This is a genomic window from Halorubellus sp. JP-L1 (assembly GCF_011440375.1).
In the GTDB taxonomy this organism is placed as follows: domain Archaea; phylum Halobacteriota; class Halobacteria; order Halobacteriales; family Natrialbaceae; genus Halorubellus.
Genome location: NZ_JAAOIR010000002.1, coordinates 931,603 through 954,372, shown reverse-complemented (window position 1 = coordinate 954,372; position 22,770 = coordinate 931,603). Strand labels below are relative to the sequence as shown.

Below are 22,770 nucleotides of genomic sequence, written 5' to 3'. Positions count from 1 at the left end.
TTGTTCCATCGATCCTGCGGCGGAATGTCGAGTTTTAGTCCGTGAACTGGCCGAACGTGTGAGAATAGCACCCACGGAGTTCGTCGGCGGTTCGTAGCAGTTTGCCGGCGGTTCGTGGCGGTATCACCCACCTACGCGCCCCGGCCGCGGGACTCAGGCGCCGTCGTTCCCGACGCGAAGCACCTGCAGGAGCGAGTGAACGGGAACGCCGTCGATCTCGTCGTGGCCCTGCTTGTCGACGAGAACGCACGCCGCGACCGGCTCACCGCCCTGCTCCTTGACGGCCTCGATGGTCTCCGTGAGCGTCGTGCCGCTCGTGATGATGTCGTCGACCACGTAGCACTGGCGGTCCCGGATCTGCGCGAAGTTCCGCGAGAACGAGCCACCGTGTTCGTCGAGGTCGCCCTCCTCCCACTGGTGCTTGCGGGGCGCGTACGTCCCGAGGTCGGTGTCGAGTTCGCGCGCGACGCTCGTCGCGATCGGCGCGCCGGCCTTCTCGATACCGATCGTGAGGTCCACGGACTCGCCCTCCTTCTCGAGGAGGTCCGCCATCGCGGCGGACATCGTCGACAGCCGCCAGGAGTCCCGGCCGATCGCGGACCAGTCGACGTGGATGTCGTGCGGGCCGTTCGGCGCGCTCGCGCCCGCCGCGTCGTCGTCGGCCGCCGACGCCCCGGATCGTTCGACGAGCCAGGACGCCGTCTCCCGGGAGACGTTCAGTTCGTCAGCGATCTCGCCCTTGCTCAGGCCGCGGTCGGCGAGTTCGGCCGCACTCTCGATGAGGTCGTCGACGTTCTTCATCTGTCCGCGAATTCGACGGCCGTTTTTATAGTGCTGTCGTCGGTGGCGAACGCCGCGTCCAGCTCGTCGAGTCCGTACACGCCGGTGACGAGGCGGTCGAGGACCGCATCGTCGAGCGCGAGCAGCGTCTCGACGCCGGCCTCGAAGTCGCTGACGCCGGAGTTGACGCTCCCGACGAGCGCCTTGTTGTGGAGGACGAGTTCGCGGTGGAGGCGGCCGCCGTCGACCTCGAACTCCCAGTCGCCGGGGACGCCCAGGAGCGCGCCGACGCCGTTCGGTGCGAGCGCGTCGATCGTCTCGAACGCGTGCTTCGCGTACCCGGTGGCTTCGTACACGAAGTCGACGGGTTCGACGTCCTCGGGGAAGGCGTCGACGGGGGACTCGCGCGAATCGACGTACGTGCCACCGATGGATTCGACGAGGTCGATGGTCGGGTCGGGGCGGTCGCGGCGGCCGAGGCAGTAGAGGCGCTCGAAGCGGTCGCCGGCGTCGAGCATCGCGAGCGTGAGGAGGCCGAGGCTGCCGTTGCCGAGGACGGCCGCGCTCTCTGGCTGCCAGTCGAACGCGGACCGGGAGGCGAAGGCGAGGTCGAACGCCTTCTCGCTGATGCTCGCCGGTTCGACGAGGAAGCCCAGGTCGGCGAGCGCGTCGGGGACCTCGACGAGGTACTCGGCGGGGCTGGTGAAGTACTCGCTCATGAAGCCGTGCGCGCCGACGATGCCGCGCTCGTGGTACTGGCCGTCGGGTGCGTAGTCGGGTTCGCCGCGATCGAAGTACTCGTTCTTGCCGTTGGGGCGCCGGCGGACGGTGGGGGCGACGACGTCGCCGACGTCGAGGCCGGTGCCGTTCGGGTCCTCGACGACGCCGACGGCCTCGTGGCCGAGGACGAGGTGGTCGTCGCCGTCGGGGAAGCGGCCGTGGCCGCCCGCGATGACCTCGTGGTCGGTGCCGTCGATGCCGACCCGGAGCGTGCGGACGAGCGCCTCTCCGGGTCCAGGCTCCGGACGGGGTTTCTCGAGGACGACCGGGTCGTCCTCGCCGCGGCGAACTGCAATTGCGTGCATACCGCGACCAATGAGGGCCACCGTCAAAAGATTTATTCTCAACCGAGTAAGTTCTGGTCTCGGGGCCCTGGGCCGTCGAAACCGGCCCCGAAGTCGGCGTCAACCCGCCTGGACCATGCGTAGCCCGTCGGAACACGCGTAGCCCGTCGGGACCACGCTTAACCCGTCGGCGGGCGCGATTCCGGTATGGAACGGTACGACCAACTGTACGCGCTCTACGACGAGTTCGACACCGGCACGCTCCGGGACTACCAGGAGTTCGTCGACGTCTTCCCCGCCGTCGACTCCCGCGTCGCGCTCGACCACTGGCAGACCGCGAACGACGAACTCGACCGCCGGACGGCCGAGGTGCGCGAGCGCTTCCCCGCCGGCGAGACGTTCGCCGAGGTCGCGGCGACGGCCTCCCGCGACCAGGCGTTCACCGCGCTCGACCTCCTCCAGAAGTACGACCGCGCGCCGAACGTCCTCGTCCTCGACGTCGACGAGACCCTCCGCTCGGCCGGCAGTACGGACAACGAGATCCCTCGCGACACCCTGCACGCCCTCACCGAGTTCCACGAACAGGGCGTCCCGATCGTCATCTGCACCGGCCAGACCCTCGAGAACGTCAAGGGGTTCATCACGCAAGGGCTCGGGAGCGAGATCGTTCACTCCGGCGACCTCTCCGTCGTCTACGAGGCCGGAACGGGCGTGTTCACGCCCGGGCACGGCGCGGACACCAAGCAACTGCTCTACGAGGACCTCGGCCCCGACATCCGCGCGGTGTTCGACGACGTCCGCTCGCGCGTGCTCTCGGAAGCCCCCGACCAGCTCCGCACGGGCACGCACCTCCAGGGCAACGAGTTCAACGTCACGCTCAAGCCGAACTTCGAGACCGGTAGCAAACAGGCCAGGGCGGTCATCGACGACGCACTCGCGTACGAACTCGACCTGCTCGGGGACGCCGTCGCCGACGTCGTCGACGGCCACCCCTCGCCCGCGGACGACGTCGAATCGTTCGACGACTGGACCGCTGACGCCGACGACCTCGCGCCGGCGGCGGCGTGGTCGCGGCGGTTCTACGCGGACGCCGACCCCGAGATCCGGAGCGTCCTCGAGGCCGTCGGCGGGTTCCCCGACGTCGACCGAGACGAGATCCCCGACGACGTCGTGGGCGTGTTCGAGCGCGTCGACGTGGCGTACTACGAGGCCGACGCCGCCGAGATCGGGAGCCTGGAACTGAACAAGGTCGTCGGCGTCGAGGCCGCGCTCGACGTCCTCGGCGTCGCGGACCCGTTCGCGCTCGTCATGGGCGACTCGAAGAGCGACCTGCGCGTGATGCAGTGGGCCGCGGAGAACGACGCGGGCATCGCGGCCGCACCGGAGCACTCCTCTGGCGACGTCCTCGAGCACGTCCTCGACACGGACGAACTCGTGTTCGACCAGGGCGCGAGCGCGGCGTTGCTGCGGACGATCTACGCGATGACGCTGCTCGCCCGGCTCGAGGACTGACCGGCCGCGTTCCGGGGACCGACGGGAACGCACTCCTTTTCAGTCCTACCCCCTAATTCGGGGGCATGCGCTGCACGCGGTGCGGGATGGAACTCGAGAAGCCGGGAGACTTCTGTCTCGAGTGCCGCACCGCGAACGCCGACGGCGTGGTGCTGGACGCGGAGCGAGACCGCGCGACTGTGGTCGTGCTCGACGAAGAGGAGATAGTGGGGGAGACGACGGTGACGACGACGCCGGAGGACGGCGAGGAGACCGCGGTAGTGGAACTCCGGAACTTCGCTGGCCGGGTCGCGGACGAGATCCAGCGCAAGCGCCCGGAAGCGGTGTACGCGGCCGGCGACCGGTCGGTCATCCAATCCGTTCGCTCGCAAAGTCACTTCGAGTTCTTCCGCGTCGACGGCGACGACCCCGTGCAGGCGGCGATCGGGAGTCGCGGCGAGAGCGCACTAGAGACCGTGGACGCGGCGCCGCTGGAGAAGATCGGCGGGTCGCACTCGACGCTCGTCGGCGGTCGGACGGGGATGGCCGCCATCCAGACGGTCGCGGCGTACCCACACGTCAAGAAGGTCATCCCGGGTCCAATCGACGCGAGCGGCCGCGGGTCGCAAGCGAGTATCACGGCGAAGGTGACTCGCGCGGACGCGAACGGGAACGTCCGCTTGCTTGTGCGGGACGGCTCCAGCGTGCAGGAGAACCGCATCGTGACGACGGCGGGCGACCGCGACACGGGCGAACGCGTCCGCGAGGACTTGAACGCGGCACTCGACGATGAGGGACTCCGGTAGTCCACTCGAGAACCGGTCGTCGAGCGCCACCAGGCACGTCGAGGCACAAAGCCTTTCACTCGTAATTACATCTAATTAGACGAGATGCGTCGAGCAGACGCCGTCCTCGCGGCCATCCCCGTGATCGTCGTCAGCGGCCTGTTCGTCGACCGCGCGGCCGCCGCCGTCGCCGCCACTCACGAGGCCGCGCCCGACGCCCTGGCCAGCGCGCCGCTGTTCGCGCTCGCACTCCTCGCCGCCCTCGCGCTCATCTGGTACGAGGTCGTCACCGCACGCGCCATCCAATAAGGGCTCCGGTCGCACGACTCCCGGTCACGCGGCCGCTTGCGGGTGGTTCACGCACCGTCGGCGCCGGGACGACTCAACAGGTTTAACTGTGCCACAGCGGTATCAGCGAGTATCATGGCCAAGAAGCAGGGACGTACCGGCAGTGCCGGCCGATTCGGCGCCCGCTACGGGCGCGTGGCCCGCCGCCGCGTCATGGAGATCGAGGGCGAGATGAACAAGGACCACGCCTGCCCGGACTGCGGCGCAGACGCCGTCGACCGGCAGGGCACCGGTATCTGGCAGTGCCAGCGCTGCGGGCACAAGTTCGCGGGCGGCACGTACAGCCCCGAGACGCCCGGCGGCCGGAGCGTCCGTCGCTCCATCCGCGCCGCCCTCGGCGAGGAAGAATGAGCTACAAGTGCTCGCGGTGCAAGCGCGACGTGTCGCTGGACGGCTACGGTGGCGTGCGCTGTCCGTACTGCGGGCACCGCGTCCTCCTGAAGGAGCGCAGTCAGGACGTCAAGACCGTCCCCGTCAACTGACCGCGTTCGGGCGATGACCGACGTCGCCCACGAGACCGTTCTGGAACTCGACTACGACGACGAGTCGCTGGCTCGCATCGTCGAGCGGAGCGTGGCGCGCGAGGTCGACGCGATCGACGACGACCGGTCGCGAACGACCGTCTCGCGCGACGCGTCCGTGGTCGCGTTCGAGGTTACCGCGCGAGACCTCACCGCGCTCCGGGCGGCGACGAACACGTGGCTCCAGCTCGCGGAGGTCGCCGAACGAACCGCCGCGCTCGGGCGACCCGTCGACCGCGCGAGCGGTCGCGAACCGTGACGCGTCGTCGAGTCGCCGACCCGCCCTCGACCGCGTATCGACCGAATACCGAAAGCGGGGGTTTTTCAGGCCGGACATTCTCCCTCAAGGTATGCAAGGCAATCTGCCGCCCGAGGCACAGGAGAAGATAGAGGAACTGCAGGACCTTCAGGAGACAGCCGAGCAGGTCGCTCGCCAGAAGCAGCAGGCCGAGTCCTCGCTCACGGAGGCTCAGACCGCGCTCGACGAACTCGACGACATCGACGAGGACACGACGATGTACCGAGAAGTCGGCGACCTCTTCGTCCAGACGGACTACGACGAGGCCGCGGACTCCCTCGACGAGAAGGTCTCCAGCCTCGAGATCCGCGTCGAGACCCTCGAAAAGCAGGAGGAGCGCGTCCAGACCCAGTTCGAGGAACTCCAGGGCGAGCTCCAGGAGATGCTCGGCGGCGGCCCCGGCGGCGGCGGCCCGATGGGCGGCGCCGGCGGCGCGTAAGCGCATGCCCAGCGACGAGGAGGTCGTGCAGACGGCCGCGCAAGCGGCGGAGGGACTGGTTTTCTCCCGGTTCAAGCGCTCGGCAGTCCGCGACTACGACGTCGAGGTGACGTTCGAGGACGGCGTGCTCGAAGTGGACGTGTGGATCAACGCGCCCGAGGCGGACGCCGACGCGGAGGTCGTCGCGGAGGACGCGACGCTCGCCGCACGCAGCGCGGTCGACGAGTTGTTCGAGGACGAGGACGCCTGAGGGCGTCCGCTTCGTTTCTTCGACGCGACGCTCCGTAGCGTAGCCGCGAGCGACGCCGTCGACCAGATCGACGGATTCAGAGGAACGCGCCGAGCGTGCCGCTCGTGACGAGGAAGATGAGGAGGCTGACGGTGATGGTGCCGATGGTGACGAGGAGTGCGAGCGCGCCGCCGAGGCTCACCATGACGTTCGCGTGACTGGCGAGGGTCTCGGTGCGGTCGTTCCCGAAGACGGTGACGGTCGCGCGCTCGGTCGCCATCCCGGCCTCGACGGGTTCGAGGTCGTCGATGGCGTCGTCGACGAGGCCGCCGACGACGCGGACGAGTTCGTCGGCGTCGAGCGCTTCGCCGACCTGGTTCGAGGCCTCGACCTGGTTCACGATGTGAGTGTCCGTCGTCATGACTTCGGCGTCGTCGACGCGGTCACCGAGTGCCTTCAGCATGCGCTCGCGGAGTCCGGGTTCCATGTTGTTGCCGTCGACGAGCACGTACGCGGTCCGCTGGTCGTCGACTTCGGTGACGGCGACGCGCACCCCGAGGGGGCCGATGCCGTCGAGTGGCTCCCACTTCGTCTCGTCCCACGCGGTCCCCATCCGGAGCGGGTACTGGTCGGCCTCGGCGAGCGCGTCCGCCGCGGCCTTCGACGCCTGCATCATGTCGAACGACCGCTCGCTCCCGGGCGTGACGTGCCCGAGATCCTCGCCCTGCAGGCCGTTGTTGCAGTTGTGCGCGTCGACGAGGAGGACGTTCTCGAACCCGCCAGCGCGGGCCTCCGCGGCGCAGGACAGGCCGACGGCGTAGTCGACGTCGTCCGCGAACTCCGGGCTGTGCGTGGAGACGAGAAGGACGTCGTCAGAAAAGGCTTGCCCGAGTACCTTCGCGTTCCCCTCGACGGTGCGGACGCTCTTCGCCGCCTCGCTCCCGTACTCGATGGCGTCGTAGGCGTCGTTCGCGCGCTCGATGATCTCGTCGACCTCGCGCTCGGTGACGAGGTTGAAGTCGTGTCCGGCGGTAGCGTGCGGCGGGAACGCGAGGCCGTCGGCCGACTCGGCGACGCGGAGCGGGAGGTTCCCGCCGCCGATCTCGCCCATCGGACCGGGGTGGATCATCGGGAGCACCCAGCGCGCCTTCTCGGTGCCGTCCTCACGCCGGAAGGACGTGACGGTGACGGGGACGACCGCCTCCTCGCCGACCTGCTCGAAGAAGTCCTCGAGTTCCGTCGACCCCTCCGCGATGTGTCCGATGAAGCCGGCGACGAAGTCGAGGACGGAGACGCCCATGTTCGCGCGCCACGGCCGGTCGATAGCGTAGAGGAACCCGACGACGGCGACGCCCTGAATGAGGCAGATGACCGCGAGGAGGACGAAGTCGGCGGGGATGACCGCGTACGAGATCTCGACGGGCGCTTCCTCGGGCCGGAAGAGGAACGCCTGGGCGAGCGTGCGGTCGGTGACGCCCCCGGCGGGACTGGATAGGTAGTAGAGCGTCCCGGAGTAGACGAACAGGAAGGCAGCGGCGGCGAGCGTCTGGATGGACGCGGGGATGGCGGCGACGAGCGGCCGATGCCGCGAGATGGCGGTGACGACGAGCAGTCGGAGCGCGAAGATGCTCGCCAGACCGAGGAAGAGGACGTCGAACACGAACCCGGCGCCGAGGGTCTCGGAGGCGAGCGCGATGGCGCCGCCGGCGACGAGGAACGCGACGACGATGACCTCGCAGAGCAACGCCAGGAGCGCGGCGCGATTGTGACTGAGTCGGCCGCCGAGGCGCTGGTCGACCCACGCGGTCCCGGCGCTCGCGAGGATCGTCGGAATGCCGACGAAGAACACGCCCTCGAACGCGTCGTTGAGCGCGACGAGCACGCCTTCGTCGGTGACGAAGTTCGTGCCCGTCGGGTCGATGCCGAACGCACCGAATCCGATGAGTGCGCCGACGACGATGGCGAACGTCCAGCTCGTGTACCAGCGCGGCGCCCGGAAGATGAACCGGGACATGCTCGCGAGGTCGCCCTGCGTCGCCGTCATGTGTTCCCGGAGAAACGTCAGAACGGGATAAGCCTAACTAACCACCGCTTCCCGACGATAGTTGCCTCGAGAGGCACGGTATCGGCCGTTCCGGCCTCAGTCCTGCTCGCAGATGGCGACGAAGTTCTCGAACACTTCCTCGCCCTCCTCGGTGTGCGCGACCTCGGGGTGCCACTGGACGCCGTAGAGGTCGCGCTCGGGGTCGCTCATCGCTTCGACGCCGCAGACGTCGCTCTCGGCGGTCCGCGCGAACCCGTCGGGGACCTCCTTGACTTCGTCCGCGTGGCTCGCCCACGTCCGCGTGTCGGGATGGAGGCTCCCGACGAGCGCGTCGTCGGCATCGAGGATGTCGACGGTGACGTCGGCGTACCCGCCGTACTCGCCGCTCCCGACGCGACCGCCGTCGAGCGCGTGCGCCATGACCTGCATCCCGAGGCAGATGCCGAGGACGGGTCGGTCGTCGTCCAGGTAGTCGTCCGAGCGCCCGCGCCGGTCCATCTCCGGGCCGCCCGAGAGCACGATGCCGTCCGCGTCGACCTCGCCGGGCGGCGTCTCGTTGTCGACGATCTCGACGTCCACGCCCATGTCCCGCAGGGCGCGATGTTCGAGGTGCGTGAACTGTCCGTGGTTGTCGACCACGACGATCCGAGTCATATCGGTCGTAACCGCCCCCCGGTCAAAAGCCGTCCGGAACGCGCCAGCGTCGGCCCCGGGAGCGTCGACAACCGCTCCTGCCCCGCCTAAGACGACAACCGCTCCTGCCCCGCCGAAGACGACAACCGCTAAGGTCCCCGCGTCACACGGTACTTGCATGAACGTCGACCGCTCCGAGTTCGACCATCCGACGTGGATCTCCGCTGGCGCGACCGCCGCCGGCTACGCCGTACTGCTCGCCGTCATGACCGTCCTCCTGTTCGGCGTCCCCTACCTGCTCTTCCTCGCGCTCGGCTGAGCTGTAACGTCTCAGGTTTCTCGCGCTCGGTACTGGCCAGCGGCAGCGTCGAGCGCGTTGCCGGCGTGGTCGAGGACTAGTTCGAGGTGGTCGACGGCGTGCTCGTCGACGTGCGCGTCGGGTAGCACGCGCTCGTAGTACCTCGCAGCCTCGACCGGGACGTTGTCGTCGTCGCGGCCGTGGAGGACTTGGACCGTTGGCCCGACGGTGTACGGGTCGAATCCCCAGTCGGTCGCGAGCGCGTGGTACTCGGCTGCGAGCGCCCGGTGCCCGCCCTCGAGCGCGATCGCGGCCTCGGTCGCGAGGACCTCCGGAACCGTCGCATCGTCGACGACGACGTCGTGCGCGACGGGCGCGTCCGTGAACAACTCGAGCAGGCCGTCGGGGTCCGCGCGGGAGAGGAGCGCGGTCTGGACGCGCGCGGCGAGTGACAGTCCGACGCTCGTCCGGCGAGCGAGGCCGTGCATGACGCGAGCCATCGTCGCCTCGGGGACGTCCGCGTCCGGCGGTGCGAGGCCGGCGAGCAGCGCTGTCCCGCGGACGCGTTCTGGGACGAGCGCCGTGCACGCGAGCGCGTGCGGGCCGCCGGCGGAGAACCCGAGGACGCCCGCCGCATCCACGTCGAGGGCGTCGAGGAAGCCCGAGAAGAGGTCCGCGCTGTCCGCGACCGATCGTTCCGGCCAGGGCTCGGACCCGCCGACGCCCGGCCGGTCCGGCACGAGGACGCGAACGCCGCGCTCGCGAGCGGGCGCGTCGAGGAACGCCCCGAACGCACGCGACCCCGGCAGGCCGTGGAATCCCACGACCGGCACGCCATCGGGGTCACCGAAGGACGCGTACGTCACCGTCCGGCCGCGGACCTCCACGGTCTCGGCCGGACACGAGGCGTCGGCGGCGGCGGTCTCGCGCGTCGTCTCCGCGTCAGCGTCCGCGGCGTCCGAACTCATGACTCGACGTGTCGCGTCAGCAACCAAAAAGCGGTCGGAATCGAGTCGAACCGGACGCGGTCAGGCGAACGCGGTCGCGGGAACCAGGACGAGACTGGTCAGGCGAACGTCTTCGAGACTTCGTCGTCCTCGTCCTCGGCCTGGATCTTCGCCCAGGCCTCCTCGAAGTCGCTGCGCTTCACCGTGGTGCGGTCGTCGCGGATCGCGAACATCCCGGCTTCCGTGCAGATGGCCTTGATGTCCGCGCCCGAGGCGTTCTCGGTGTCCTCGGCGAGCGCCGAGAAGTCCAGGTCGTCCGCGACGTTCATGTTCCGCGTGTGAATCTGGAAGATGAGCTCGCGACCGTCCGCGTCCGGCTTGGGCACCTCGATGAGGCGGTCGAAGCGCCCGGGGCGGAGGATGGCGCGGTCGAGCATGTCGAAGCGGTTCGTCGCGGCGATGATGCGGATCTCGCCGCGGTCCTCGAACCCGTCCATCTCCGAGAGCAGCTGCATCATCGTCCGCTGGACCTCCGCGTCCCCGCTCGTCTTCGACTCCGTGCGCTTGGACGCGATCGCGTCGATCTCGTCGATGAAGATCACGGCGGGCTCGTGCTCGCGAGCGACCTCGAACAGGTCGCGGACGAGCTTCGCGCCCTCGCCGATGAACTTGTGAACGAGTTCGCTCCCGGCCATCTTGATGAACGTCGCGTCCGTCTCGTTCGCCACGGCCTTCGCGAGCATCGTCTTCCCGGTGCCCGGCGGCCCGTACAGCAAGACGCCGCTCGGCGGCTCGATCCCGACGTCGACGAACATGTCGGGGTGCTCGAGGGGCATCTCGACGGTCTCGCGGACCTCCTGCATCTGCTCTTCGAGTCCACCGATGTCCTCGTACGCGACCTCCGGGCTCTGCGTCACTTCCATGACGCGAGCGCGGACGTCCGTCTCGCTGGAGAGTTCCTTGACGATGGAGAGAGAGTTGTTGACGGCGACGCGGTCGTCCGGCTCGAGACCCTCGGACATCTCGTCGGTGACCTCGGTGAGCGCCTCCTGGTTGTTCCCGTGCTGCTTGATGATGACGCCGTCGTCGTTCACTTCCTGAACGGTGGCGACGAACAGCGGGGACTGCTTGAGCTTCTTGTTCTCGTGCGTGAGACGCTCGAGTTTCTGCTGGTACTTGTTGTTCTCGGCGTTGGCGTCGAGGAGCTTGTCCCGCATCTCCTCGTTCTGCGCTTCCAGGACTTCGAGCCGCTCCTGCAGGGCCTGGATCTTCTCCTGCTTGGACGCGTCTTCCGCGTACGGGAAGTCCACGTCTTCCACGGTGTCGGTCATCACCCACTCGTAAGGTACTGATTCTTAAGAGGCTTCGGGTCGGGTGAGAATCCCCGGCCGAGCCCCTGTCGTCGGTGGATAGCGGGGCGAACTGCAGTCGGCCGATCGATGAGCGGGACGCCACCTGAATCCCCACCCGACCATACTGGATAATAACTCAGAAGAATAATCTTACATAGTTAGTATTATTAGGGAGCATTGGTTACTGTGGTGTACGATGAGCACGAACGTGTACGACCAGCGCGAAGACGACGCCGACGAGGAACCCACGGGCTCGTGGGACGACGTGACCGACCTGCCGCCGAGCGCGAAGCTCGTCGCGAAGGTACTCGAGTACGAGGACTCCCTGACCCAGAGCCAGCTCGCCGAGGAGACCCTCCTGCCCGCCCGCACCGTCCGGTACGCACTCAACCGCCTCGAGGACGAGCACGTCGTCGACTCGCGGTTCTCCTTCTCGGACGCCCGCAAGCGCATCTACACGCTCAACGTCGAGTGAATCGACTCCCGGCTCGAGTAAATCGACTGCGAGGAAGAGGAACCAACTGCGCGTAACTGGCCTCGGTCGACCCATAGCACCCTCCTCCCCGGAAGCCCACGCCGCCCAGTCGCGCCCTCACGCCGCCCAGTCGCCTCGCTCCCGACACTCCCGCGATCCTTCACTTCCGCCGTGCTCTGCAAACCCCTTTAGGGGATGCCGGCCAAGGCCGGGGTATGACACGGGTGATTCACACGGGCGACACCCACGTCGGTTACCGCCAGTACCACTCGCCCGAGCGCCAGCGGGACTTCCTCGCGGCGTTCGAGGCGGTGGTCGCCGACGCCATCGACGACGACGTCGACGCTGTCGTCCACGCCGGGGACCTCTTCCACGACCGACGCCCCGGCCTCCGAGACCTGCAGGGGACCGTCGCCGCGCTCCGCGAGTTGCGGGACGCGGGCGTGCCGTTCCTCGCCGTCGTCGGGAACCACGAGAGCAAGCGCGACGGCCAGTGGCTCGACCTCTTCGAGGACCTCGGGCTCGCCGAGCGCCTCGGCGACGAACCGCGGGTCGTCGGCGACACCGCGTTCTACGGCCTGGACTTCGTTCCGCGCTCGCGCCGCGACGACCTCGCGTACGAGTTCGCCGACACCGACGCGACCCACGCGTCGCTCGTCTCGCACGGCCTCTTCGAGCCGTTCGCGCACGCCGACTGGGACACGAAGCGACTGCTGGACGAATCGACGATCGACTTCGACGCCCTCCTCCTCGGCGACAACCACGCCCCCGGCACCGAGCGCGTCCGGGACGCGTGGGTGACGTACTGTGGGTCGACCGAGCGCGCGAGCGCGAGCGAGCGCGACGACCGCGGGTACAACATCGTGAGCTTCGACGCCGACGCGAAGGCCGATGCGGAGAGCGCCACCGACGGCGGGGACGCCGACGCGACCGGCGAGGGCGTCGCGATCAGTCGCCGCGGTCTGGAGACGCGCGAGTTCGTGTTCGTGGACGTCGACCTGGAGCGCGGCGAGGGCACGGACCGCGTCCGCGAGGCCGTCCGCCAGTACGACGCCGACGACGCCGTGGTCGTCGTCACGATCGACGGCGACGGCGAGCCCGTCACGCCAGCGCCGGTCGAGGAGCTCGCGAAGGACGACGGCGCGCTCGTCGTCCGCGTGAACGACCACCGCGACGTCGCCGTCGACACCGAAGCGAACGTGTCGTTCGCGGACCCAGACGAAGCCGTCCGCGAGCGCGTCCGCGACCTCGGCCTCAGCGACGCCGCCCGCAGCATCGACGAGACCGTCCGCGAGAGCAAGCTCGCCGACTCGAACGTCCGCGAGAGCGTCGAAGAACGCGTGCAGGGAATCGTCGACGACGACGACCTCGACGCGTTCGCGCCCGCCCCCGAGGACGCCGACGACCTCGACGTCGACGAAACGGACGACGAACTGGTCGACGCAGGCACCGACTTGGACGACGCCGAAACAGACGACGACGATCCGGACGACGCCGAAACAGACGACGACGATCCGGACGACGCCGAAACAGACGACGAACCGGACGACGACGGCGACGAGTACGCCGAGAGCGAGCCTGCTGCGGCCGCAGCTGCGCCGGCAGCCGACGGCGGTGACGGCGCCTCCGACGGCGACGGCGACGGCGATGGCGACGGCGACGGGCAGTCCTCGATGGGTGAGTTCCTGTGAGGTTCGAGCGCGTCGCCCTCGAGAACTTCAAGTGCTACGCGGACGCAGACCTGTCGCTATCGTCGGGCGTCACCGTCGTCCACGGCGTGAACGGGAGCGGGAAGTCCTCGCTCCTCGAGGCGTGCTTCTTCGCGCTCTACGGGAGCGCGGCCATCGACGGCCCGCGCGAGAGCGTCATCCGCACTGGCGAGGAGGAGTGCGCGGTCGAACTGTGGTTCGAACACGCTGGAGGCCGATACCACCTCGAGCGGTCGCTGAAGGACTACGGCGACCGCGTCAGTCACGACTGCGTGCTCGAGGGGCCCGGCGAGGAGACGTGGGAGGGCGCGACCGCGGTCGACGGCGCGATCGCGGACCTGCTGCGGATGGACGCGTCAGCGTTCGTGAACTGCGCGTACGTCCAGCAGGGCGAGGTGAACAAGCTCATCCACGCCACGCCGACCGAACGCCAGGACATGATCGACGACCTCCTCCAGCTCGGGAAGCTCGAGGAGTACCGGGAGCGCGCGAGCGAGGCGCGCCTCGGCGTGACCGACGTCCTCGACAACGCGACGGGGCGACTCGACGAGCTGGCGTCCCAGGTGGAGGCGAAGGAATCGAAGGACCTCCACGAGCGACTGAACGCACTGGAGTCCGACCTCGGCGAGACGACCGCGGAGATCGAGCGGCTGGAGGACCAAGTCGACACCGCGCGGGAGACGCGCGACGATGCCCAGGCGGTGCTCGACGAGCACGAGGAGAAACGCGAGCAACTCGACGAGATCGAGGCGGACGTCGAGGAGCTCGAATCGACTGTCGCGGCGACGGAGCGCGAGCGCGACGCGTTGAAAGAGAAGATTGCGCAGCGTCGCGAGGCCGTCGAGGAACACGAGTCCGTACTCGAGGACCGACTCGCGGAGTCCGAGCTGGACGCAGAGACCGTGCGGAACGCGGACGGGACGGTCGACGTGGACGCGGTGGCGGTCGAGCGCGACGCGCTCGGCGAGCGCGTGGACGAGCTCCAGGAGCGCATCAACGAGCTCTCCGTCGAGATCGGCTCGGCGAGCGACGAGGCCGAGCGCCTCGCCGAGCGCGCGGACGAACTCGAGGCGGAAGCCGAAGCCGACCGCGAAGAGGCCGACGAGCTCGCGGAGGCGGTGGAGGCGGCGGAGTCGGAGCTGGCCGACCGCCGGGAGAAGGTCGAGGAACTGGGCGACGAGATAGCCGAGGCGAAGGCGGCTTTCGAGGACGCGCCGGTTTCGTTAGGGGAGGCCGAATCGCTCGTGGCCGACCGCCGCGAGGAGCGCGAGGACTTGCGCGGGGAGCGCGAGGACCTGCGCGCGACGGTGGAGTCGCTCCGGGACCGAATAGAGGAGGGCGAGCGGCTGCTCGAGGCGGGGAAGTGTCCCGAGTGCGGGCAGTCCGTGGACGGATCCCCGCACGTCGACTCGCTCGACGAGGACCGCGAGCGACTCGCGGAGAAGGAGTCCGCGCTCGAGGACGTCGAGGGGGCGCTCGAGGACCTCGCGGACGCCCTGGAGGACGCGAAGGCGCTCCGGGAGTCCGAGCGCGAGGTGTCCTCGCTGGAGGACCGCCGGGAGAACGTGCAGCAACTGCTCGAAGAGAAGGAGTCGACGATCGCGGAGAGGCGCGAGCGTCGAGAGTCCCTGCTCGCGGACGCCGACGAGCACGAGGAGGCGGCCGAGGACAAGCGCGAGGCAGCGGCAGCGAAGCGGGAAACCGCCGACGACCTTCGGAGCGACCTCGGGTCGGCGAACGCCGAGAAGGCGGAAGTGACCGATCGCATCGAGACACTAGACGCGGTCGTCGACGCGAGCGAGGCGCTCGCGGACGCTCGCGAGGACGTCAGGCGGTTGCGCGAGGACCGCGAGCAGAAGGCGGAGTTGAACGACGAGCGCCGCGAACGCCTCGCGGAGAAACGCGAGCGGAAGAAGGAACTGGAGGCGGCGGTCGACGAGGACACCGTCGCGGAGGCGCGGGCGGAGAAGGAGCGTGCGGAGACGTACATCGAGAAGGCCGAGGGGGAACTCGACGACCTCCGCGCAACGCGCGACGACCTCCAGAGTCGGCGGGGTGCCGTCGAGAACGAGATCGAGGCGCTCGAGGACCTCCGCGAGCAGCGCGAGGCCGCTCGCGAGCGCGTGGAGGCGCTGGAGTCGCTGTACGACGAGGCCCAGGACCTACAGGAGATGTACGGCGAACTCCGCGCGGAGCTCCGCCAGCAGAACGTCGAGACTCTGGAGCGGATGCTGAACGAGACGTTCGATCTCGTGTACCAGAACGACTCGTACAGTCACATCGAGCTCTCCGGGGACTACGAGCTGACGGTGTACCAGAAGGACGGGGAGACGCTCGACCCGGACCAGTTGTCGGGCGGCGAGCGCGCGCTATTCAACCTCAGTCTGCGCTGTGCGATCTACCGTCTCCTCGCGGAGGGCGTGGAGGGGACGGCGCCGATGCCGCCGCTCATCCTCGACGAGCCGACGGTGTTCCTCGATTCGGGACACGTCACGCGACTGTTGACGCTCGTCGAGACGATGCGGACCGAGTACGGCGTCGAGCAGATCCTCGTCGTCAGTCACGACGAGGAACTCGTCGGCGCGGCGGACGAGCTCGTGCACGTCAGGAAGGATTCGACGACGAACCGGTCGACGGTCGAGGTCGGCGAGGCGCCGACCGCGGACCTGCTCGCGGACGACTGACCGGACTTACTCGCGGACGACTGACCCCGCTCGCTGCCTCGGAACCCACTGGGGGTTCCGGTACCTCAGTTCGCGCCGCGGAGCACGGCGACGCCGTCGCGCGCGAGCTCGGTGGCGTCGTAGCCGCGTTCCCCGGCGACGGTCGCCTCCTCGACGAGGCCGGCGGCGCGGAACTCCGCGACGAGGCCGTAGAGGTCGCTCTCGCAGTAATCGTATTCGTCGAGGAGCGTGCGTGCCGCGAGCGGGCCGCGGTCGACGAGTTCGAGGAGGAGGCCGACGCTCTCGTCGTCGTGGACGGCAGTGAGGACGCGCCGCGTCGGCGCGGGGACGGCTGACGCGGCGACCGCGAGCGCGGACTCGCCGTCGAGTTCGGAGACGGCATCGCGGTCGACGTACCGCTCCTCGCCGGTGTCGGGGTCGGCGACGAGCAAGGAGTCCCCGGAGGCCTTCCGGACGAGGACGTGATTCCCGTCTGGAGTCTCGACCGTTCGCATGACTCGGCGTTGGCGGTGCGAGCGGTTAGGCGTCACGGTCCGAGCCGTTCGCGACCGAGGGATTGGCGCGGCAGTTCGGACTTAGGGAGTGTGCTGTCGGTTCAGGTACCGGTAGAGGAGGAACGCTGCGGCGAGCGCGCCGACGAGCAGCGAGAGCGCGCCGAGGGGGACGTTCTCGTCGAACGCGACGAGCATCGCGCCTAGCGAGAGCCCGAACAGCGCGACGTTCGCCGCGAACACGAGCTCCCAGAACTCCGCGCGCAGGCCCTCGGGGATCTCGTCGGGTTCCGGTGCGTCGGGTGCCTCCGGCTCGATCGAGGGCACTTCCGGCGTCGGGACGTTGTCGGCGGGGTCCTGGAGGGCGTCGCTCGGATCCCGCAGGCCCTCGTCGTCGCCGGCGAGCCGGTCGTCGACGCCGTCGCTCGCCGCGTCCTCGGCGGGGTCGTCCGACGCGTCCTCCGATGGCACTGTTAGTCGCGTCGGCACAGAGTACGAAAAGCGTGTTCGTTGGTGGACGTCGAGCTGTCAGGCTCGCTCTCGGAGCGAGCAGGTCTCGTTGGCTTCCAGCCACGCGAGCGGGTTCTCGGCGTCGTAGAAGACGACCCCGTCGTTCGTCTCGTATGTCTCGATGGACGTCATCTCGTCCGCCTCGGGCTCACGGTCGTCGGCCTGCTGTTCGTCACCGTCTGATGCGTGGTTGGTCAAGCCCGTTCACCTCCAGCTATGGCAAGAACTCACATGCATAAAGGTCTTGTTGCCATCGTCGGGCGGGGACCCGCAAGACGGCGCGGCGATTGATCCGGCGCTACCCGGGGTTCGGTGACCCGCTCGACGGCGCGAAACACGTGAGTTTTTACCGGCGAACGCCGAGAGTGTGGACATGACAGATTCGGACGCCGGACAGCTGTCGTTGACCGACGCCTGGTCGGGCGACGACGACGGCGACCGGCCGGACGAGGAAGCGCAGGTCGTCGCCGACGACGTCTCCAGCGGCGCGTCCGTCGTCGACGCCGAACGCGAAGGCCTGCCGGACGCCGACGAGTACCTCGACGTCGCCGTCACGCAGGTCGACTACACCGTCGACGGCCGCGGCGAAGACGAGGAACCCGTCATCCACGTCTTCGGTCGCGAACCCGAGAACCGCGACGCCGTCCACGTCAAGGTCTACGGCTTCCGGCCGTACTTCTACGCGCCCGTCGAGAACGTCGACGACGAACGCATCGCGGCGTTCGACGGCCTCGTCGACTACCGCGTCGAGGACGACGACGGCGAGCCCTTCGAGAGCATCCGCGGCGACCGCCTCGCGCAGATCTTCGGCCGCACGCCGCGGGACGTCGGGAACGTCCGCGACCACTTCGACCACTACGAGGCCGACATCCTGTTCCCGAACCGCTTCCTCATCGACAAGGACGTCAAGAGCGGCCTCCGCGTGCCTGCCGCCTGGAACGACGACGAGACCGCGATCCGCGTCCACCACGAGGACGTCGCACCGACCGAGGCGACCGTGACCCCGCGCGTGAACACGTTCGACATCGAGGTGTACGACCGGAACGGGTTCCCAGAGGACGGCGAGCAGGAGATCGTCTGCATCACGAGCCACGACTCCTACCGCGACGAGTACGTCTGTTGGCTGCAGATCGCCGACGAGACCGGGGCAACGACGAGCACCGACGCCCTCGACTACGACCCCATCCCCGACGAGATGGACTACCGGGTCGAGACCTTCCAGGAGGAGGAGGCGATGCTCGAGGCGTTCCTCGACTACGTCGTCGAGACCGATCCAGACATCGCAACGGGCTGGAATTTCGAAGATTTCGACGCGCCGTACTTCCTCGACCGTCTCGACGTCCTCGCCTCGCCGACGCACGACTTCGACCTCGACGCGAACCGGCTGTCCAGGGTGAACGAGGTCTGGCGCTCGGGCTGGGGCGGACCGGACGTCAAGGGCCGCGTCGTCTTCGACCTCCTGTACGCGTACAAGAGCCGGCAGTTCACCGAACTCGACTCGTACCGACTCGACGCCGTCGGCGAGACCGAACTCGGCGTTGGCAAGGAGCGCTACTCGGGCGACATCGCGACGCTCTGGGAGGACGACCCCGCGCGCCTGCTGGAGTACAACCTCCGCGACGTCGAACTCTGCGTGGAACTCGACCGCAAACAGGACATAATCGCGTTCTACGACGAGGTCCGCACGTTCGTCGGCTGCAAGCTCGAGGACGCCCCCACGGCAGGCGACGCCGTCGACATGTACGTGCTGCACAAGGTCAACGGCGACTTCGCGCTCCCCTCGAAGGGCCAGCAGGAGTCCGAGGACTACGAGGGTGGCGCGGTGTTCGATCCGATAACGGGCGTCAAGGAAAATGTCACCGTACTGGACTTGAAGAGCCTCTATCCGATGTGCATGGTGACGGTCAACGCCAGTCCCGAGACGAAGGTCGACCCCGATTCCTACGGCGGCGACACCTTCGTCGCGCCGAACGGGACGCACTTCCGGAAGGAACCGGACGGCATGATCCGCGAGATGGTCGACGAACTCCTCGGCGAACGCGAGAACAAGAAGGCGCTCCGGAACGAGCACGAACCCGGCACCGTCGAGTACGAGACCTACGACCAGCAACAGGCCGCTGTCAAGGTTATTATGAATTCGTTATACGGCGTGCTCGGGTGGGACCGGTTCCGACTGTACGACAAGGAGATGGGTGCTGCAGTGACTGCAACGGGGAGAGAGGTCATAGAATTCACGGAGCAGTCGGCGAACGAACTCGGCCATCATGTCGCATATGGTGACACCGACAGCGTCATGATAGAACTGGGTCCGGAGGTGGACACCGAGACGGCCATCGAGCAGTCCTTCGAGATCGAGGAGTACATCAACGCGTCCTACGACGACTTCGCGCGCGACGAGTTGCACGTCGATCTCGACGCCGGCGAGGAGCACCGCTTCCAGATCGAGTTCGAGAAGCTGTATCGGCGGTTCTTCCAGGCGGGGAAGAAGAAGCGGTACGCGGGTCACATCGTCTGGAAGGAGGGGAAGGACGTCGACGACGTCGACATTACGGGGTTCGAGTACAAGCGCAGCGACATCGCGGCGGTGACGAAGGAGGTCCAGAAGGACGTCATCGAGCGGATCGTGTACGGGGAGGACACGGAGAACATTCGCGCGTACGTGAGCGGGGTGATCGACGACTTCCTGGCTGGCGAGTACAGTTACGACGAGATCGCGATCCCGGGTGGGATCGGGAAGCAGTTGGACAACTACGAGACGGATACGGCGCAGGTCAGGGGGGCGAAGTACGCGAACCTCCTGTTGGGGACGAACTTCGCGAGCGGCTCGAAGCCCAAGCGGCTGTACCTGGAGTCGGTGCATCCGTCGTACTTCGAGCGCGTGGAGGACGAACTCGGGCTCGATCCGCGGGAGGATCCGCTTTACGGTGAGTTCAAGCGCGACCCGGACGTGATCTGTTTCGAGTACGACGACGAGATTCCCGAGGAGTTCGACGTGGACTACGAGAAGATGCTGGAGAAGACCCTACAAGGACCGATCGAGCGCGTGATCGAGGCGCTGGGGATGTCGTGGGACGAGGTGAAGACGGGCCAGGAGCAGACCGGGCTCGGGTCGTTCATGTAGCCGGGGACGGCAGCGCGACCTGGAGCGTGCTAGACTATCACGCACTTCGTTTGCTTTTCGGGAAAGATTATTTCTGAGCGAGCAAGCAGAACTGGGTGCGTTACGAAAGCTTGATGGGGCGCACCCACCTGGCTAGACACGATAAGAGGTTCTACAAATGGCACGACTCCAACTCTCACAACTCCACGCGAAAGTGGCGGAGGACGACGGCGAGCAGATCCTCGACGGTGTCGACCTCGAGGTCGAATCCGGCGAGATACACGCCCTCATGGGCCCGAACGGCTCCGGGAAGTCCACGACGGCGAAGGTCATCGCCGGCCACCCCGCCTACGAGGTGACAGACGGCGACGTACTCCTCCACCTCGAACAGGGTGACTTCGGCGAGGACTTCGACATCCCCGAGGACAAGCGCACGTGGGACCTCCTCGAGATGGAGCCCAACGAACGCGCGGCGCTCGGCATCTTCCTCGGATTCCAGTACCCCGCGGAGATCGAGGGCGTCACGATGACGAACTTCCTCCGCACGGCACTCAACGCGAAGCTCGAGGAGCGCGAGGAGCTCTTCGAGGACGACGACGAGGCCGAGGAGGCAGCAGAGGAGGACGTCGGCTACGAGACCTCCCCGATGGAGGGGAACGTCGAAGAGGGCGAGATCGGCGTCGCAGAGTTCCAGGGTCTCCTCCAGGAGAAGATGGAGCAGCTCGACATGGACGAGAAGTTCGCGCAGCGGTACCTGAACGCGGGCTTCTCCGGCGGCGAGAAGAAGCAGAACGAGGTCCTGCAGGCCGCGATTCTCGAACCGTCGATCGCGGTGCTGGACGAGATCGACTCCGGCCTCGACATCGACCGGCTCCAGGACGTCTCGAAGGGCATCAACGCGCTCCGCGACGAGCAGGGCACGGGCGTCCTCCAGATCACGCACTATCAGCGCATCCTCGACTACGTCGAGCCCGACCACGTGCACGTGATGCTCGACGGGAAGATCGCGGAGTCCGGCGGTCCGGAGCTGGCGGAGAAGCTCGAGGACGAGGGCTACGACTGGGTTCGCGAGCAAGCCTACGAGACGGCTTAACCGTATGGGACCCCAAACAGGAATACATCAATCATGAGTTCAGATCAAGACCACCTGAAGGAGACCGACACCGAGGCTCGCTTCGAGTTCAAGAAGGAGGAGAGCTCCGCCTTCCAGACCGAGAAGGGGCTGACCGAGGAGACTATCCGTCTCATCTCGGAGGACAAGGACGAACCGGAGTGGATGTACGAGCGGCGCAAGCGCGCGCTCAAGCAGTTCCAGGAGATGCCGATGCCGACGGACTGGCCCGGCCAACCCGACCTCTCCGAGGTCGACATCGAGGAGATCGTTCCCTACATCCGACCCGACATCGAGACGCGCGGCGGGGCGGAGAACTGGGAGGACCTCCCCGAGGAGATCCAGGACACGTTCGAGAAGCTCGGCATTCCGGAAGCCGAGCGCGAGGCCCTGAGCGGGGTCGGCGCGCAGTACGAGTCCGAGATCGTCTACCAGAACATGCAGGAGCGCTGGGAGGAGAAGGGCGTCATCTTCTGCGACATGGACAAGGCGGTCCAGGAGCACGAGGAGCTCGTCAAAGAGCACTTCATGACGAAGAACGTGCCGCCGAGCGACAACAAGTTCGCGGCACTCCACGGTGCGGTCTGGTCCGGTGGGTCGTTCGTCTACGTCCCCGAGGACACGACCGTGAACATGCCCGTGCAGGCGTACTTCCGGATGAACTCCGAGGGGATGGGCCAGTTCGAGCACACGCTCATCATCGCCGAGGAGAACTCCGAAGTGCACTACATCGAGGGCTGTTCCGCGCCGAAGTACTCTGCGTTCAACCTCCACAGCGGCGGCGTGGAGGTGTTCGTCGGCGAGAACGCGCACGTCCAGTACTCGACCGTGCAGAACTGGTCGAAGAACACGTACAACCTGAACACGAAGCGCGCTATCGTCGAGAGCGAGGGGACGATGGAGTGGGTTTCGGGTTCGATGGGGTCGAAGGCGACGATGCTCTACCCCGCCACGATCCTGAAGGGTCGTGGCGCGACGGACAACCACATCACGATCGCGTTCGCCGGCGAGGACCAGGACATCGACACGGGCGCGAAGGTCTACCACAACGCGCCTGACACGAAGTCCACGATCGAGTCGAAGTCCATCAGCAAGGACGGCGGCCGCACGAACTACCGCGGCCTCGTCCACATTAGCGACGGAGCGGAGAACTCTTCGACGTCCGTGGAGTGCGACGCGCTCATGTTCGACAACGAGTCGACGTCGGACACGATGCCGTACATGGAGATCCAGGAGTCGAAGGTCGACGTCGCCCACGAGGCGACCGTCGGGAAGATCGGCGACGAGGACGTCTTCTACCTCCAGAGCCGCGGCCTGGACGACGACGACGCCAAGCAGATGATCGTCGCGGGCTTCATCGAGCCGATCACGGAGGAACTGCCGATCGAGTACGCGGTCGAACTGAACCGGCTCATCGAACTGGAGATGGAGGGTAGCCTCGGGTAACTCCCGGGAGGAGAC

24 protein-coding genes are annotated in these 22,770 nt (G+C 67.6%); 15 read left to right on the top strand and 9 right to left on the bottom strand.

Annotated elements, in window-relative coordinates:
* Positions 1-153 precede the first annotated feature (153 nt).
* Both gfcR and G9C85_RS13330 read right to left on the bottom strand, forming a co-directional pair.
* Positions 154-801: a transcriptional regulator GfcR gene (gene gfcR / locus G9C85_RS13335; protein ID WP_166040724.1), complete on the bottom strand. Its 648-nt coding sequence runs from the start codon at positions 799-801 to the stop codon at positions 154-156.
* Positions 798-1,865 (bottom strand): glucose 1-dehydrogenase, encoded by a 1,068-nt coding sequence (locus G9C85_RS13330; RefSeq protein WP_166040722.1) that lies wholly within the window; start codon positions 1,863-1,865, stop codon positions 798-800. The genes gfcR and G9C85_RS13330 overlap by 4 nt, the downstream gene beginning before the upstream one ends.
* Positions 1,866-2,051: 186 nt before the next feature.
* Between G9C85_RS13330 and G9C85_RS13325 the strand changes: the two genes are divergently transcribed.
* The 8 genes from G9C85_RS13325 to G9C85_RS13290 all read left to right on the top strand — a co-directional run bounded on the left by G9C85_RS13325 (position 2,052) and on the right by G9C85_RS13290 (position 5,976).
* Complete coding sequence (locus G9C85_RS13325) at positions 2,052-3,356, top strand: HAD family hydrolase (RefSeq protein WP_166040720.1); 1,305 nt, start codon at positions 2,052-2,054, stop codon at positions 3,354-3,356.
* Between the two features lie 65 nt (positions 3,357-3,421).
* Positions 3,422-4,141 carry a DUF2103 domain-containing protein gene (locus G9C85_RS13320; protein WP_166040718.1) on the top strand — a complete coding sequence of 240 codons (720 nt, stop codon included), beginning with the start codon at positions 3,422-3,424 and terminating at the stop codon, positions 4,139-4,141.
* Positions 4,142-4,225: 84 nt separating this feature from the next.
* Positions 4,226-4,429, top strand: coding sequence for a hypothetical protein (locus tag G9C85_RS13315; RefSeq protein WP_166040716.1), 204 nt, complete (start codon positions 4,226-4,228; stop codon positions 4,427-4,429).
* Positions 4,430-4,543: 114 nt separating this feature from the next.
* Positions 4,544-4,819, top strand: a complete 276-nt coding sequence (locus tag G9C85_RS13310; protein ID WP_166040714.1) for a 50S ribosomal protein L37ae — start codon at positions 4,544-4,546, stop codon at positions 4,817-4,819.
* Positions 4,816-4,950, top strand: a complete 135-nt coding sequence (locus tag G9C85_RS13305; RefSeq protein ID WP_166040712.1) for a DNA-directed RNA polymerase subunit P — start codon at positions 4,816-4,818, stop codon at positions 4,948-4,950. Before G9C85_RS13310 ends, G9C85_RS13305 begins: the two co-directional genes overlap by 4 nt.
* Before the next feature lie 13 nt (positions 4,951-4,963).
* Complete coding sequence (locus G9C85_RS13300; protein ID WP_166040710.1) at positions 4,964-5,248, top strand: KEOPS complex subunit Pcc1; 285 nt, start codon at positions 4,964-4,966, stop codon at positions 5,246-5,248.
* Positions 5,249-5,339: 91 nt separating this feature from the next.
* Complete coding sequence (locus tag G9C85_RS13295) at positions 5,340-5,726, top strand: prefoldin subunit beta (RefSeq protein WP_166040708.1); 387 nt, start codon at positions 5,340-5,342, stop codon at positions 5,724-5,726.
* Positions 5,727-5,730: 4 nt separating this feature from the next.
* The gene (locus G9C85_RS13290; protein ID WP_166040706.1) at positions 5,731-5,976 is read left to right on the top strand and encodes a DUF3194 domain-containing protein; all 246 of its coding nucleotides are present in this window, start codon (positions 5,731-5,733) and stop codon (positions 5,974-5,976) included.
* A gap of 76 nt (positions 5,977-6,052) precedes the next feature.
* On the opposite strand, the gene G9C85_RS13285 is transcribed toward G9C85_RS13290, so the two are convergent.
* Together G9C85_RS13285 and G9C85_RS13280 are read right to left on the bottom strand one after the other, a co-directional pair.
* Positions 6,053-7,999, bottom strand: coding sequence for a DUF2070 family protein (locus G9C85_RS13285; protein ID WP_166040703.1), 1,947 nt, complete (start codon positions 7,997-7,999; stop codon positions 6,053-6,055).
* Positions 8,000-8,095: 96 nt separating this feature from the next.
* The gene (locus G9C85_RS13280; RefSeq protein ID WP_166040701.1) at positions 8,096-8,653 is read right to left on the bottom strand and encodes a GMP synthase subunit A; all 558 of its coding nucleotides are present in this window, start codon (positions 8,651-8,653) and stop codon (positions 8,096-8,098) included.
* A gap of 157 nt (positions 8,654-8,810) precedes the next feature.
* Between G9C85_RS13280 and G9C85_RS13275 the strand changes: the two genes are divergently transcribed.
* Positions 8,811-8,951 carry a hypothetical protein gene (locus G9C85_RS13275; protein WP_166040699.1) on the top strand — a complete coding sequence of 47 codons (141 nt, stop codon included), beginning with the start codon at positions 8,811-8,813 and terminating at the stop codon, positions 8,949-8,951.
* A gap of 11 nt (positions 8,952-8,962) precedes the next feature.
* Here G9C85_RS13275 and G9C85_RS13270 read toward each other — a convergent pair whose 3' ends face one another.
* Both G9C85_RS13270 and G9C85_RS13265 read right to left on the bottom strand, forming a co-directional pair.
* On the bottom strand, positions 8,963-9,898 hold the full coding sequence (locus G9C85_RS13270) for an alpha/beta hydrolase (RefSeq protein ID WP_166040697.1): 936 nt from the start codon (positions 9,896-9,898) through the stop codon (positions 8,963-8,965).
* 98 nt (positions 9,899-9,996) lie between these two features.
* Positions 9,997-11,208, bottom strand: coding sequence for a proteasome-activating nucleotidase (locus tag G9C85_RS13265; RefSeq protein ID WP_166040695.1), 1,212 nt, complete (start codon positions 11,206-11,208; stop codon positions 9,997-9,999).
* A 217-nt stretch (positions 11,209-11,425) separates the two neighbouring features.
* On the opposite strand from G9C85_RS13265, the gene G9C85_RS13260 reads away from it, so the two are divergent.
* The 3 genes from G9C85_RS13260 (at position 11,426) to rad50 (ending at position 16,097) form a co-directional block, all read left to right on the top strand.
* The gene (locus G9C85_RS13260) at positions 11,426-11,704 is read left to right on the top strand and encodes a winged helix-turn-helix domain-containing protein (RefSeq protein ID WP_166040694.1); all 279 of its coding nucleotides are present in this window, start codon (positions 11,426-11,428) and stop codon (positions 11,702-11,704) included.
* Between the two features lie 215 nt (positions 11,705-11,919).
* On the top strand, positions 11,920-13,395 hold the full coding sequence (gene mre11, locus G9C85_RS13255) for a DNA double-strand break repair protein Mre11 (RefSeq protein ID WP_166040692.1): 1,476 nt from the start codon (positions 11,920-11,922) through the stop codon (positions 13,393-13,395).
* The gene (gene rad50, locus G9C85_RS13250; RefSeq protein ID WP_166040689.1) at positions 13,392-16,097 is read left to right on the top strand and encodes a DNA double-strand break repair ATPase Rad50; all 2,706 of its coding nucleotides are present in this window, start codon (positions 13,392-13,394) and stop codon (positions 16,095-16,097) included. The genes mre11 and rad50 overlap by 4 nt, the downstream gene beginning before the upstream one ends.
* Before the next feature lie 65 nt (positions 16,098-16,162).
* Here rad50 and G9C85_RS13245 read toward each other — a convergent pair whose 3' ends face one another.
* The 3 genes from G9C85_RS13245 to G9C85_RS13235 all read right to left on the bottom strand — a co-directional run bounded on the left by G9C85_RS13245 (position 16,163) and on the right by G9C85_RS13235 (position 17,296).
* Complete coding sequence (locus G9C85_RS13245; protein ID WP_166040687.1) at positions 16,163-16,591, bottom strand: hypothetical protein; 429 nt, start codon at positions 16,589-16,591, stop codon at positions 16,163-16,165.
* Between the two features lie 81 nt (positions 16,592-16,672).
* Positions 16,673-17,059 (bottom strand): hypothetical protein, encoded by a 387-nt coding sequence (locus tag G9C85_RS13240; RefSeq protein WP_166040685.1) that lies wholly within the window; start codon positions 17,057-17,059, stop codon positions 16,673-16,675.
* A gap of 57 nt (positions 17,060-17,116) precedes the next feature.
* Positions 17,117-17,296 (bottom strand): hypothetical protein, encoded by a 180-nt coding sequence (locus G9C85_RS13235; protein ID WP_166040683.1) that lies wholly within the window; start codon positions 17,294-17,296, stop codon positions 17,117-17,119.
* Between the two features lie 175 nt (positions 17,297-17,471).
* Between G9C85_RS13235 and G9C85_RS13230 the strand changes: the two genes are divergently transcribed.
* The 3 genes from G9C85_RS13230 to sufB all read left to right on the top strand — a co-directional run bounded on the left by G9C85_RS13230 (position 17,472) and on the right by sufB (position 22,755).
* Positions 17,472-20,219, top strand: coding sequence for a DNA-directed DNA polymerase (locus G9C85_RS13230; protein WP_166040681.1), 2,748 nt, complete (start codon positions 17,472-17,474; stop codon positions 20,217-20,219).
* A gap of 157 nt (positions 20,220-20,376) precedes the next feature.
* Positions 20,377-21,291 carry an ABC transporter ATP-binding protein gene (locus tag G9C85_RS13225; RefSeq protein WP_166040679.1) on the top strand — a complete coding sequence of 305 codons (915 nt, stop codon included), beginning with the start codon at positions 20,377-20,379 and terminating at the stop codon, positions 21,289-21,291.
* 33 nt (positions 21,292-21,324) lie between these two features.
* Positions 21,325-22,755: a Fe-S cluster assembly protein SufB gene (gene sufB / locus G9C85_RS13220; protein WP_166040677.1), complete on the top strand. Its 1,431-nt coding sequence runs from the start codon at positions 21,325-21,327 to the stop codon at positions 22,753-22,755.
* Positions 22,756-22,770 lie beyond the last annotated feature (15 nt).

Coding starts and splice junctions, on each gene's coding strand:
- G9C85_RS13310 (WP_166040714.1), top strand. CDS start 4,544: ATGGCCAAGAAGCAGGGACGTACCGGCAGTGCCGGCCGATTCGGCGCC.
- G9C85_RS13260 (WP_166040694.1), top strand. CDS start 11,426: ATGAGCACGAACGTGTACGACCAGCGCGAAGACGACGCCGACGAGGAA.
- G9C85_RS13325 (WP_166040720.1), top strand. CDS start 2,052: ATGGAACGGTACGACCAACTGTACGCGCTCTACGACGAGTTCGACACC.
- G9C85_RS13270 (WP_166040697.1), bottom strand. CDS start 9,898: ATGAGTTCGGACGCCGCGGACGCTGACGCGGAGACGACGCGCGAGACC.
- G9C85_RS13320 (WP_166040718.1), top strand. CDS start 3,422: ATGCGCTGCACGCGGTGCGGGATGGAACTCGAGAAGCCGGGAGACTTC.
- mre11 (WP_166040692.1), top strand. CDS start 11,920: ATGACACGGGTGATTCACACGGGCGACACCCACGTCGGTTACCGCCAG.
- G9C85_RS13280 (WP_166040701.1), bottom strand. CDS start 8,653: ATGACTCGGATCGTCGTGGTCGACAACCACGGACAGTTCACGCACCTC.
- G9C85_RS13285 (WP_166040703.1), bottom strand. CDS start 7,999: ATGACGGCGACGCAGGGCGACCTCGCGAGCATGTCCCGGTTCATCTTC.
- G9C85_RS13330 (WP_166040722.1), bottom strand. CDS start 1,865: ATGCACGCAATTGCAGTTCGCCGCGGCGAGGACGACCCGGTCGTCCTC.
- sufB (WP_166040677.1), top strand. CDS start 21,325: ATGAGTTCAGATCAAGACCACCTGAAGGAGACCGACACCGAGGCTCGC.
- G9C85_RS13295 (WP_166040708.1), top strand. CDS start 5,340: ATGCAAGGCAATCTGCCGCCCGAGGCACAGGAGAAGATAGAGGAACTG.
- G9C85_RS13305 (WP_166040712.1), top strand. CDS start 4,816: ATGAGCTACAAGTGCTCGCGGTGCAAGCGCGACGTGTCGCTGGACGGC.
- G9C85_RS13225 (WP_166040679.1), top strand. CDS start 20,377: ATGGCACGACTCCAACTCTCACAACTCCACGCGAAAGTGGCGGAGGAC.
- gfcR (WP_166040724.1), bottom strand. CDS start 801: ATGAAGAACGTCGACGACCTCATCGAGAGTGCGGCCGAACTCGCCGAC.
- G9C85_RS13245 (WP_166040687.1), bottom strand. CDS start 16,591: ATGCGAACGGTCGAGACTCCAGACGGGAATCACGTCCTCGTCCGGAAG.
- G9C85_RS13230 (WP_166040681.1), top strand. CDS start 17,472: ATGACAGATTCGGACGCCGGACAGCTGTCGTTGACCGACGCCTGGTCG.
- G9C85_RS13265 (WP_166040695.1), bottom strand. CDS start 11,208: ATGACCGACACCGTGGAAGACGTGGACTTCCCGTACGCGGAAGACGCG.
- G9C85_RS13315 (WP_166040716.1), top strand. CDS start 4,226: ATGCGTCGAGCAGACGCCGTCCTCGCGGCCATCCCCGTGATCGTCGTC.
- G9C85_RS13300 (WP_166040710.1), top strand. CDS start 4,964: ATGACCGACGTCGCCCACGAGACCGTTCTGGAACTCGACTACGACGAC.
- G9C85_RS13290 (WP_166040706.1), top strand. CDS start 5,731: ATGCCCAGCGACGAGGAGGTCGTGCAGACGGCCGCGCAAGCGGCGGAG.
- G9C85_RS13275 (WP_166040699.1), top strand. CDS start 8,811: ATGAACGTCGACCGCTCCGAGTTCGACCATCCGACGTGGATCTCCGCT.